This window comes from Kocuria atrinae, from assembly GCF_039531425.1.
In the GTDB taxonomy this organism is placed as follows: domain Bacteria; phylum Actinomycetota; class Actinomycetes; order Actinomycetales; family Micrococcaceae; genus Kocuria; species Kocuria atrinae.
This window is the reverse complement of the sequence record NZ_BAAAQA010000033.1, coordinates 108,177-119,816: the sequence shown is the minus strand read 5'-3', so window position 1 is coordinate 119,816 and position 11,640 is coordinate 108,177. Positions and strand designations below refer to the sequence as shown.

Genomic DNA, 11,640 nt, shown 5'->3' with positions numbered 1-11,640 from the left:
TTGATCCGGATCCGGCGTTACCGTCGATCAGTCTGCACAGGCCGCCGACCACACCACGCGGCAGGGCTGAACGCGTGGCGGTCGGGGAAACCTAAGACTTCACCTCGTACGGCGGGGTCTCGCCCCGGGCCATGGCCACGGCGTTCTCCGCGGCCTTGCGCGCCATGCCCGCGCGGGAACCGACCTCGGCCGAACCCACATGCGGCAGCAGGAATGCGTTGGGCAGCTCGGCCAGGCCGTCAGCCATCCGAGGCTCGTTCTCGAACACATCCAGTCCAGCGGCGAAGATTTCACCGTCACGCAGTGCCCGAACCAATGCATTTTCATCAACTACGGGACCGCGGGCGGTGTTCACCAGCACCGCGGTGGACTTCATCCGCCGCAGAACATCAGCATCAATGAGGTGAGTGGTCTCCTCCGTGAGCGGCACGTGCAACGAGATGTAATCACTCGTCTCGATCAGCTCGTCCCACGGAACCTGGGTCACGCGCCCGGCCAGATCGCCCAGCTCGTCATCGGACACCGGACGATCCTCGGGCGGGCGCTGCGTGAAAATCACCTTCATGCCGAAGCCCAGTGCCCGGTGCGCCATGGCCTTACCGATCCGGCCCATGCCAGCAATGCCCAGCGTGGCACCCGTGACGTCCTGACCGACCAACAGATTGGGCCCGATGCCCGTGAACTTCCCCTCCCGGAGGTACTCGGAGGCCTCGTGCGCACGCCGGGCGGCCCCCAACAGCAGGAGCATGGCCGTATTGGCGGTGGCGTCATTGAGCACGTCCGGGGTGTTGCCCACGGCGATCCCGTGCTCGGCGGCGGCCGCAACGTCGATGTTGTTATAACCCACGGCGTAGTTCGCGATCCCGCGAATCTTGGCCTCCGCCAATAGCTGGGCATCGAACTTATCGGAGACCTGCGTGAGCACCACGTCGTACTCGCCACTGATCACAGCATCGCGCAGTTCATCCGCACTCATGCCGTCATTGACCACGACGTCGCCCGCTTCCTTCAGGATGGACGGTCCCGGTTCCGGGATCTCACGGGTGACCAGAAAACGAGGTGTACTCACGAACTCTCCTCAGGTGTGCGAACGGCTCTGCGGCGGGAATGACTTGGGGTGCAGTGGAAGGGGTCGCGAGCGGCGTCGTCGATGAAAGGCAACGACAGATCACCGCTCGGAAAGACGAAACCCCGCGCGACAACCATGGCTGCCGTGCGGGGTTCCGGTTCACCTCACAAGGTGGAGGTGGGGGCGTAAGGCCTCAATCAGATGAGGGACTTGGCGCCGGTGCGAGCCTTCTCGAAGCGCTCTGCGACGTCTGCCCAGTTCACGATGTTCCAGAAGGCCTTGACGTAGTCAGCCTTGACGTTCTGGTAGTCCAGGTAGAAGGCGTGCTCCCACATGTCCAGCTGCAGCAGCGGGATGGTGGCAACGGGAACGCCGTTCTGCTGGTCGTACATCTGCTCGATCACCAGGTTGCCGGCGATGGGCTCGTAAGCCAGGATGGCCCAGCCGGAGCCCTGAATGGTGGTGGCAACTGCGGTGAACTGATCACGGAAGTTGTCGAAGGAGCCAAAGAAGTTGTCGATGGCTGCGGCGAGCTCGCCCTCGGGCTTGTCGCCACCCTCCGGAGAGAGGTTCTTCCAGAAGATCGAGTGGTTGATGTGGCCACCCAGGTTGAACTGGAGATCCTTGGACAGCTTGGCGGCACCGGCAGCGTCACCGTTGGCGCGAGCCTCTTCCATCTTCTCCAGAGCAGTGTTGGCACCGGTCACGTAGGTGTTGTGGTGCTTGTCGTGGTGCAACTGCATGATCTGAGCCGAGATGTGGGGCTCGAGAGCGGCGTAGTCATACGGGAGATCGGGGAGAGTGAACTTTTCAGCCACAGTGAATCATCCTTCCTAGCGCTTGGCGTTGATATTCCCACCTAACGCCAGGGCCCTCGACAGGGTCAAGAAGGTTCAGCCACTAGCGTAGGAAAGGTACTTTCCGAGTCATAAGTTGTCATGTGGATGTCTTATTCTCGTGTGCGTGCCTGATTCACTCGAAGAACTCCAACCCACACCCGGCCCGATCATCGCGGCGCGCGAAGAGCATGCCCAGGGCATCGTTGACCTGCGCAACCGCATTGCCAGATGGCTCCAGGGCCGCGGCATCGACCAGTGGCGCGAGGGCGAATTCGACCCGGCCGACGTGGCCCAGGAAATCCGCCGCGGCGAATGGTCGGTGATCGAATCCCCCGAGGACCCCACCGTGGTGCTCGCCAGCGTGCAGGTGCTGTGGGAGGACCTCCGCATCTGGGGCAAGCAAGAGGAACCAGCCGGATACGTGCACGGGGTGGCGGTGGATCGCTCGCTACGGGGCACCGGCACGGGCCCGGCGTTGATCCACCATGCTGAAAACGTCACGCGGGACTCGGGGCGCTCAGTGGTGCGCTTGGACTGCGATGTGAACAGCCCTCGACTGGCCGAGTTCTACCAGGGCCTGGGATACGAGCCGCGCGGAGAGCAGGATTTCTACGTGGCGCACCAGGATTTTCATGTGACGGTGCTGCGCCACGAACTACGGCTGGACTGAGCCCGGATTTATTGCTGCGGGCCGTGCCGGCTACTTCAGCGATTCCAACCGGGGCTCGTCCGGCGTGAGGTTCGACGCCGCCCGGTAGCGCTGCGCGCCCGTCTCCAGCAGGTGCTTCAAATTCTTGTTGTCATCGCGCGACTGGTTCTGGAAGCTGCGTTCCACCAACCGCTTGATGAACTGCTTGTTCTTGGGCACGTACAACCGGTACCGACAGGTCAGCCGGGTACTGCCGTGGTCCTCGGCCCACTCGTAGGTGGTATCGATGAAGAAGAGACCCTTGGTGGTGCGGTAGGCCAGGGTCTCACCGGGGATGTACTGCGACACGATCTGGATGTAATCGAAGTTCAATCCGTACTGGGTGGTCGCGAAGGACACCGTGGTGCCGGGCTTCATGATCGGATCGGACGTTTCCACGTTTTCTCGCATGCACGTGCGCCACTGCGGCAGCGCCGGTGCATCGACCAACATGCGCTCCACCACATTGGCGGGAACGTGAATGATCAGACGTTCCTCGAACTCAACAATGCTGGACTCAGCCAATCCAGTTCCCCTTACGTTCGTGTACCCCTGGGACACGTGCGAACCCTGCCCGTGGTCGCACGGTTGTGTCCTACTCCAGCTTAGATGGTGGAACTCTTTACGGCCATGGGGTCAGGAAAGGTTCAATTTTCCAGTGCCTTTGCTTCTGCGTGGAGAAAACATGTCTCGCATGTTCCGGGCTGCTTGCCTCACGGCCCGGCGTGCCACGATCTGTGTCATGGGCTTCTTCCACCACAACGACCCTGTCAGGCGGTACATCGCATCCACGGTCACGAGAGTTCCCATCCCCTGCGTCTTCCAGGAGTACTCGATGGTGACCTCTACGAACCCCTTAGTGGTGCGCTGAACGTAGGAGATCCCGGGGGTGCGGGAGGCCACGATCATCACGTAGTCGAAAGACAGCGGGCCCACTTTGACCGTGAACTCCATGGCATCTCCGACATCCAAGGGCACCCTCGGATCCTTGGGCGCCGTGAGTTCCAAATCGTTCCACGCAGCAATGGACCAGGGCTCCAAGAGCACACGTTCGAACTCATCAGCACTCGCGGGCACGAACTCCTGCTTGCTGATGAGAAAACCGTGCGGTATGTCCGCTTCGTGCATGGTTTATCCCTCAAGTAGTTCCCCAAACGCAGCTTCTCCCACACAGCCGGCCAGCCCACCGGGTCCACCTGTGCCTGCCACGTCGATGCCTATTATCTTGACCCACAATCCTCAGATGTCCACTCCGCGTTCACCCCCGGATCGCTGTGCACAGGGGTGGAGAAAGTTATCCACAGGTGTGGACAATGCTGTGAATAATTCGAAGATGTGTCTGATTGCCACCCGCAGGGAACATTCGTTCCGATAGACTTTGGCGCGTTTGCAGGGTTTTTCAGCTCTCCACAGTCGAACATGCGTGCATCACAGCCGTGGAATCACAACCGTGTGAGTTTTCCACCGTGTGGACAACTCCTGTGGATAACGGTCATCGAGGCGGCACAAAAGATTCCGACAAAAAATCCCGCCCGGGGTTCCCGGGCGGGATTTTCTGACGTCAGTGGTGCCTAGCGAGCAGTTTTTTCTGCACTTTTGTGTGACAACTCCGTGGTTTGCTGTACCGGGATCACGCGAATCCACCAGAAGCTGTGGGCATCCAACAGAATGCCGCTGCGCAGATCAATCGTGCCGTTACCGTGTAATTCCTCGCCCGTGGACAGGAATCCGGACAGCGTTTCCCCCGTCACGAACTGTGACCAGTCACTGAAATTGGCCAGACACAACACCACGCTGTGCTCCCCGGGGCGTTGATAGCCCAGCACATGTGGGTTGTGGGTCTCGAACGGGATCAGGCGGGTGCCGTCGAACTCCTCGGTCTGCTGCCGAACGGAGATCATCCGCTGAATGCCCCCGAAGATCCGCCCCTGCACGGAGAACAGGTCATGGCGGCGCTCGTAATCGCTCAGGGGGTATTCGGGGCGGTGCACCCAGCGGGCATCGTGGGCGTTGTCCGGGTCCTCGTCCCAGGTGGGATCGTTGAGCTGACCCACCTCGTCCCCCAGATAGACCAGGGGAACTCCACCGGTGCTCATGGCCAACGAATACGCCAACAGGATGCGGTCCGCAGCCGGACCGGGCTCGGTTTCCAGGCCCATGAGCGACGCCGTGGTGCCACAGATCCGGCAGTCGCCGGTGCGCGGGTTGTCCTGGAAAGCCACACCGTTGGCAAAGCTGCCCTCGAAACGGCCGGTGTAGAAACCGTTGAGGAAGCGACGGTGATCGTGTCCGTTGATCCCCAGCCGATCGGCGTCCTCGTCAGAGAAAGTCCATCCGATGTCATCGTGGCTGCGCACGTAATTGACCCACGCGGTGCCCTCGGGAGTGTTGTGCCGCTCGTTGAGCGCCTGTTGCAGCATGGCCACCTTGCGGGTGGCGCTGGCCTCCCACCCGAGAGCCATTTGCAACGGGTTGTAGGACAGGACGCACTGATCGGTGTGGATGTAGCGGATGACCTCGTCAGGGTGGACGATGGCCTCGGACTTGAACTCCACCGCCGGGGCCGCCAACTTGACCATGGCATTGAACGCACGCAGCAGGTCATGCACCTGCGGCTGGGACTCGCACGTGGTGCCCATCTGCTTCCAGATGAAGGCCACGGCGTCCAGGCGCAGCACCTGTGCGCCCTGATTCGCCAAGAACAACATTTCCGAGGCCATGGCCCGGAACACGGCAGGGTTGGAGTAGTTCAGATCCCACTGAAAACGGTGAAAGGTGGTCCACACCCAGCGCGGGTCCTCTTCGAGTCCGCTCGCCGCTCGCCCAGCGGGGGTGGCGTCCACTCGGGTGAAAACTCCCGGGTGGTCATCCGGGAAGATCTCACGCGCAGTCTCCTCGAACTGGGCCGGCACGGTGCGGTCCGGGTAGATCCAATAGAACTGTTCGTAGTACGAATCCCCTGCTACGGCGGCCCGGGCCCATTCGTGCTCGTTGGAAGTGTGGTTGAAGACGAAGTCGAGCACCAGAGCAATACCCTCAGCCCGCAGCTCGGCAGCGAACTCCGCGAGTTCTTCCATGGTGCCCAGTGACGGATCCACCCGCCGGTACGAGGACACCGCGTACCCGCCGTCGGAATTGCCCTCCGGGCATTCGTACAGCGGCATCAGGTGCAGGTAGTTGAGACCGAGCTCCTTGAAGTACGGGATGCGCTCACGCAAACCCGCAATGGAACCGGCATAACGATCCACGTAGCAGACACCGCCCACGGCCTGCCGGGACAAGAACCACGACGGCGCAGCCTCACGTTCCACGTCCAGCTTCCTGAGATCGTCCGGTCGTTCCGCATAGGAATCCCACGCAGTGAGCACACTGGCCGCGGCCAACTCCCAGAAATCGGGGCGCCGTCCGTAGACGGCGCGCAGTCCGTTCACGAGTTGACCCGCGTAGGAACTCAGTCGACGCAGGAAGACCTCACGATCGGCCGGGGACACTCGGTCATCCTGACTCAAGCGTCGCTTCATGGCACCGATGAGTTCGTCACGGCTCGTGACGGTCGGGAGGATCATTTCTTGTTGAAACATGGTGCGCTCTCCTCGGTCTCCTCACGCACAACAGATCTGTGAGGTGGTTCCGAGCTCGAGATCCCCCTTGACGCCGAGCCCTTTCGGACAATGCCACCATCCGATGAATCGTGGCTTCCCCAGCATAGACACGTTCGTTAGTGCGCTAACAAGGTGACGCGTACGTGTCGCATTCCGTACCCCCAGGTTTACTGCACAGGTTGTGCACAGAGTTATCCACAGGTGTGGACACTGCGGCGTGTCGAACGAGAATTGACCTGCCCAAACGCTGTGTTTGAGCAGGTCAACATCGGTTTCTCACAATGCCCACGCACTGTGGACATCCCCTGTGGAAACTAGGACTGGTAGCCGTTGTCCGACAGCCACTCGGCAGCCGCATCCGCCGGGTTCATTTGCTGTTCACCGCTCACCTTGCGGTTGAGATCGATCAGATCCTGGGTGGTCAGCTTGTTGGAGAACTCGTTCAGCGCGTCCTGGGCCTGCTGCGGGAGACGGTCCGGAGCGGTCAGGGGCAGCACCTGCTGCGCGATGAAGTTGTTCTGGGGATCCTCCAGAACCACCAGGTTCTCGTCCTCGATAGCCGGGGTGGTCGTGAAGATATTGGCCACCTGCACATCACCGCTCGTGAGAGCCTGCACCGTCAGGGGGCCGGAGCCGTCATTGATGGGTTCGAAGGACTTGAACGTGCAGTTGTACTTCTCCTCCAGGCCGTCCACACCGTAGGCGCGTTCCTGGAACTCGGGCGGGCCGGCCATGATGAACTCGCCGCACTTGGGCGCCATGTCCTCGATCGAGCTCAGGGAGTGCTCATCGGCAGTGGCTTGCGTAACCACCAGTGAGTCCTTGTTCTCCGCGTTGGAAGCCTCCAGCACGGACAGCCCCTCTGACTCCAAGGCGCCCGGAAGCGCACTCATGATGTCCTCCGCGGAGGACTGGGTGGCCTCGGTGTCCGCGAAGAGCAGCAGGTTACCGGAGTAGTCGGGAACCACGTCCACGGATCCGTCCTTGATAGCTCCGGTATACGCCTCGCGAGCGCCGATTCCCGTGTTGGTCTCAACCTCCAGGCCCGCATCGCGCAGGACTCCCGCGTACAGTTCGCCAATCACCTGGGATTCGGGAAAGTCTGCCGAGCCCACGGTGACGGCCTCCGAAGACCCGCCCGAGGCGGCGTCGTCCCCGGAATCATCGAGCGGGTCGGAACCGCCGCCGCACGCGGTGAGCACCAGCGCCAGGGCGAAGAGCCCGGCCAACCACGCGCCCGCGCGCCGGAAAAGTGAGATGTTCATGAGCGTTCTCCTGCCATTCTGAGCCCTGGCGAGGTCACCAGGCGTTGAATCAGAGCCAAAATCGCGTCCGCGGCGAGCGCGAGCACCGCCACGAGGACCACGGAGGCCAGCATCCGCGAGTAGTCACGCACGGCGAGCCCGTCGATCAAGTATCGCCCCAGGCCGCCCAGGTTGATGTAGGCCACGATGGTCACGGTCGCGAGCACCTGCAGCGCCGCATTGCGGATACCGCCCAGGATCACGGGCAGCGCCACGGGGATCTCCACTCGCGTGAGTGTCTGGCGCTCGGTCATGCCCATGGCGCGGGCGCCGTCCACCAGCGCCGGGGACACGGAGGCCACCCCGGAGTACGTGCCGGACAGGATGGGCGGGATGGCCAGCAGCACGAGTGCCAGGATCGGCGGCATCAGGCCCAACCCCATGAGCAGGGTGAACAGAGTCAGCAGACCCAGCGTGGGCAGCGATCGCAGCGCACCGGTGATACCGACGACCACGCCGCTGCCCCGCCCGGTGTGTCCCACCCACAGCCCCAGGGGCACGGCAATGATCAGGGCGATCGCCATGGTGAGGCCCGTATAGCCCAGGTGTTCGAGCATGCGCTGCGGGATGCCTGACGTGCCGGTCCAGTTCGTGGGGTCGGTGAGGAATTCGAGGGCCTGATCGATCAGGTTCATGCGGTCGCACCCCCGGATTCAACGCTGGCGATCGAGCGGGCGCGCTGGGAGTCCTCATCCTTGGTCTCGCTACCGTGGCCCGTGACCGTGCGTTTGCCGGTGTCGTCACCGCTGCCCGCGCGATCCGAATTCTTGGTGGTGGCCTGCCCCGCCCGGCGCCAGCCGGTGAGGACGTGGCCGATCAGACGCAGCAACTGGTCGAGCACCACGGCCAGGATCACGGTGGCCACAATGCCCACCACGATCTCGGACATGATGGAGCGGCGCAGTCCGTCCGTGAACAACGTGCCCAGGGATTGGATGCCGATCACCGCGCCCACCGACACCATGGAAATATTCGACACCGTGGCCACACGCAGGCCCGCAATCATCACGGGCACCGCTAGCGGCAGTTCCACGCCGAAGAAGCGGCGCACGGGCTTGTAACCCATGGCCGTGGCGGCCTGCAGGATGTCCTTGTCCACGGCCTCGAACGCGTCCACGCACGAGCGCACCAAAATGGCGATCACATACAGGGTCAGCGCCACGATCACGTTGATCAGCGACGTCATCTGGGTGCCCAGGATCAGCGGCAACACCACGAACAGGGTGAGCGAGGGAATCGTGTAGAGCAGCGACGATCCGGTCACGAACAGTGGCCGCAGCCACTTGCTACCCGCGGCCAGCCGGGCCAGGGGCACCGAGATCAGCAGCCCCACGACCACGGGGATCACCGATTGCAGCAGGTGGGTTCCCGTGAGTTCGAAGACGGTCGACCAATTATTCGACAGCCAGTTCACGGCTGCTCCCGCCGGTCGAAGCGCTCGTTGCGTTGCTCCTCGATTGCCCGCATGATTTCGTCACCGCGCAGGATGCCGGCCACGGAGCCGTCCTCGTGAACGGCCACGGCCTGGCCGGAGGGCGAGGACAGCGCGGCGTCCAGGGCGGTACGCAGTGAATCGCCGGCGCGCCAAAGCGTGCCACCCACGCGCAGCTCTTCGCGCGGCGCCGGGGTCCCGGCACCGTCCAGGGGCAGCCATCCCAGCGGTGCGTTCCGTTCGTTGACCAGCAGGATCCAACCCTCCGACGACGCCGTTCCCGCACCGTCTCGCACGCCGGCGTGCGTGACGTGGTCGGCGGCGTCGTGAGAACCGCCCTGAGCGCCGTCGGCCTCCCAGGGAGCGGACGCGCCGTGGCCGGAATCGACCCGCGAGCGCTGGCCGGTCTCCGCGTTGAGCACCGTGACGGGGTGGACGGCCACGGGTGCGCGGTCGAAGGTCAGGGAACGGAAGCCGCGATCACGACCGATGAAGTCCGCCACGAAGTCATCGGCGGGTGCGCGCAGCAGCTCCTCAGGAGTGGCGTACTGGGCCAGTTTGCCGCCGCGGGCAAAAACGGCCACGCGGTTTCCGAGAGTAATGGCCTCGTCGATGTCGTGGGTGACGAAAACAATGGTGCGGTGTAGCCGCTTCTGCAGGTCCAGGAGTTCGCGCTGCAGGTCCTGACGCACCACGGGGTCCACCGCGGAGAAGGGTTCGTCCATGAGCAGGATGGGCGGGTCTGCGGCGAGCGCTCGAGCCACGCCCACGCGCTGCTGCTGGCCGCCGGACAACTGCGCCGGATAGCGGGTGGCCAGGGACTCGTCCAGACCCACGGACCCGAGGAGTTCGCGAGCGTTGGCACGCGCCGTGGATTTGGAGACCCCGTTCAATCGGGGCACCGTGGCGATGTTGTCTTCCACCGTGCGATGGGGCATGAGCCCGGACTGCTGCATCACGTAGCCCATGGAACGGCGCAGCTGCGCGGCGGGGATGTCCGCCACGTTGCGACCATTGACCTCCACCGTGCCGGAGGAGGGTTCCACCATGCGATTGAGCATGCGGAGCGAGGTGGTTTTACCGCAGCCGGAAGGACCGACGAACACGGTGAGTGAGCCGGTGGGGATCTCCAGATCCAGGTGTTCCACTGCGGTGGTCCCGTTGGGGTACACCTTGCTCACGCCTGAATAGCGAATGGCCGTTTCGGTCATGCCCTTGAAGTCCCTTCCGTGACGTGCGTTCATCCTATCCGGGGAGATCATCAGTGTGCTCCCTTATTTCGTGGTGTTGTCATGCGTTTATTTTTTGAGAACCATTCTTATTAGAGTGGCGGCATGCGTTTCGTCATCGTCAGCTCCCTGGATGCCCTGGCACGCCTGGCTGCCGCGAAGTACCTGGCCCGCCGCTGGCCCTCGGCCGAATTCATCCGGTGGGACATCACTGCGGACGGCGCCCTGATGCGCAAGCACCACCGCAACGGAAACCTCCGCTTCCTCCACGCGTCGCCACTAGACGTCGCGCACGCCGGCCACCCGGACCAGGACGCCGCAGCTCGTCACGACCTTGCCCACCACATGGCCCAACAAACCTCCGCGTCCGCAGATGATGAGCTCACCGTATTGCTGCTCCCCATGGGGTTCCCGTCAGAGGAAGCCGTGGCCGCACTGCGCCCCTCGGGACGAGCCCCCGAATCCCCGGAGGTCCACGTTCAGTCGGTGATTTTCGCCGTGGATCCCGAAACCGTGGAAGACACCCTGTGGGACGTGTCCCCCGCCGTGGAATTCGACTCGCGTCCTGAACTTCCCACCGTCCATGCAACCCAGAAGGGCGAACCCCACTTCATACCCGAACGGGAATACTGCCGAACCACCGGTGAGTTCCTGGCCGCGGAAGTTGCCTATAGCTCCAGCCTGCTCGCGGTCAACAACCTGGATGCCGCTCTGGCGCCGCATCATCCCGATCGCTGGGAACGCGGTATAGAACTCATCGGCGAGATCGCCCCGCACCTGACCATCGTGGATGCCACGGCCACGCCCCGCCGCAGTTCCTCCACGCACGCCGGGATGTTCGCGAGCTTCGACGAACACGCCGCGAAGCAGCGGCGTAGTCCGGGGAGCATTCCCGAGTACGACGGCGCCGCGGCATCGACCGTCGTGTTGCGCACCTCCCAGCCTGTGGACCCCGCGATGTTCCATCGCGCCCTGGGCACGATGGTCGCCGGCGCCTGCCGCGTGCGGGGAACGGTGCATTTCCACGCGGATCCGTCCCGCACCGTGGCCATCGAGGGGGTGGGGCCGCACGTGTGGTTCGAACCCAAGGAGCCGGAACCCATGACGCTCGACTACATCGCGTCCGTGTTGAACGCGAGCACTGCGGAGAACGCCCTGCCGGGCCGATCCGCGCAACACGTCTCGCTGTTACCCGATGGGCTGTGTGGCTGCACGATTGCGATCACCGGATCATTCCTGGACGGCGGGCAACTGCACGAACTACTTCACGCCGCCACGGGTGGCCCACCGAACGAGCCGCCCTCGTCCAACCCCTTTCAAGACAACCCGCCACACACCACAAAGGAGACACCATGAAGGTCCGTAATTCGCTACGCGCGCTCAAGAAGATTCCCGGTTCCCAGATCGTGCGACGCCGCGGCCGCACCTACGTGATCAACAAGAAGAACCCGCGCATGAAGGCCCGCCAAGGCTGAAC

At 63.2% G+C, this 11,640-nt stretch carries 12 protein-coding genes; 3 read left to right on the top strand and 9 right to left on the bottom strand.

All coding sequences use genetic code 11. The features are described from left to right. Window positions 1-91: 91 nt before the first annotated feature. Both ABD283_RS13135 and ABD283_RS13130 read right to left on the bottom strand, forming a co-directional pair. Window positions 92-1,069 (bottom strand): 2-hydroxyacid dehydrogenase, encoded by a 978-nt coding sequence (locus ABD283_RS13135; protein ID WP_344225430.1) that lies wholly within the window; start codon window positions 1,067-1,069, stop codon window positions 92-94. A 197-nt stretch (window positions 1,070-1,266) separates the two neighbouring features. Continuing rightward, window positions 1,267-1,887, bottom strand: coding sequence for a superoxide dismutase (locus ABD283_RS13130; RefSeq protein ID WP_095797251.1), 621 nt, complete (start codon window positions 1,885-1,887; stop codon window positions 1,267-1,269). A 145-nt stretch (window positions 1,888-2,032) separates the two neighbouring features. Here ABD283_RS13130 and ABD283_RS13125 point away from each other — a divergent pair, with 145 nt between their 5' ends. Then, a complete protein-coding gene (locus ABD283_RS13125; protein ID WP_344225429.1) occupies window positions 2,033-2,578 on the top strand; it encodes a GNAT family N-acetyltransferase in 546 nt (181 codons plus the stop codon). 30 nt (window positions 2,579-2,608) lie between these two features. On the opposite strand, the gene ABD283_RS13120 is transcribed toward ABD283_RS13125, so the two are convergent. The 7 genes from ABD283_RS13120 to ABD283_RS13090 form a co-directional block, all read right to left on the bottom strand. Continuing rightward, a complete protein-coding gene (locus ABD283_RS13120) occupies window positions 2,609-3,121 on the bottom strand; it encodes an SRPBCC family protein (protein WP_344225428.1) in 513 nt (170 codons plus the stop codon). Between the two features lie 111 nt (window positions 3,122-3,232). Then, window positions 3,233-3,724 carry a hypothetical protein gene (locus tag ABD283_RS13115; RefSeq protein ID WP_344225427.1) on the bottom strand — a complete coding sequence of 164 codons (492 nt, stop codon included), beginning with the start codon at window positions 3,722-3,724 and terminating at the stop codon, window positions 3,233-3,235. 443 nt (window positions 3,725-4,167) lie between these two features. After that, window positions 4,168-6,177 carry an alpha-amylase family protein gene (locus ABD283_RS13110; protein WP_344225426.1) on the bottom strand — a complete coding sequence of 670 codons (2,010 nt, stop codon included), beginning with the start codon at window positions 6,175-6,177 and terminating at the stop codon, window positions 4,168-4,170. A 335-nt stretch (window positions 6,178-6,512) separates the two neighbouring features. Next, a complete protein-coding gene (locus ABD283_RS13105) occupies window positions 6,513-7,463 on the bottom strand; it encodes an ABC transporter substrate-binding protein (RefSeq protein WP_344225425.1) in 951 nt (316 codons plus the stop codon). Then, complete coding sequence (locus ABD283_RS13100) at window positions 7,460-8,137, bottom strand: ABC transporter permease (protein ID WP_344225424.1); 678 nt, start codon at window positions 8,135-8,137, stop codon at window positions 7,460-7,462. Before ABD283_RS13100 ends, ABD283_RS13105 begins: the two co-directional genes overlap by 4 nt. Further along, window positions 8,134-8,916, bottom strand: coding sequence for an ABC transporter permease (locus ABD283_RS13095; RefSeq protein WP_344225423.1), 783 nt, complete (start codon window positions 8,914-8,916; stop codon window positions 8,134-8,136). The genes ABD283_RS13100 and ABD283_RS13095 overlap by 4 nt, the downstream gene beginning before the upstream one ends. Next, window positions 8,913-10,145, bottom strand: a complete 1,233-nt coding sequence (locus ABD283_RS13090) for an ABC transporter ATP-binding protein (protein WP_344225422.1) — start codon at window positions 10,143-10,145, stop codon at window positions 8,913-8,915. Before ABD283_RS13090 ends, ABD283_RS13095 begins: the two co-directional genes overlap by 4 nt. Before the next feature lie 123 nt (window positions 10,146-10,268). Between ABD283_RS13090 and ABD283_RS13085 the strand changes: the two genes are divergently transcribed. Together ABD283_RS13085 and ykgO are read left to right on the top strand one after the other, a co-directional pair. After that, window positions 10,269-11,519 (top strand): CobW C-terminal domain-containing protein, encoded by a 1,251-nt coding sequence (locus tag ABD283_RS13085; RefSeq protein WP_344225421.1) that lies wholly within the window; start codon window positions 10,269-10,271, stop codon window positions 11,517-11,519. Next, window positions 11,516-11,638 (top strand): type B 50S ribosomal protein L36, encoded by a 123-nt coding sequence (ykgO, locus tag ABD283_RS13080; RefSeq protein WP_344225420.1) that lies wholly within the window; start codon window positions 11,516-11,518, stop codon window positions 11,636-11,638. The genes ABD283_RS13085 and ykgO overlap by 4 nt, the downstream gene beginning before the upstream one ends. The last annotated feature ends 2 nt before the right edge of the window (window positions 11,639-11,640 follow it).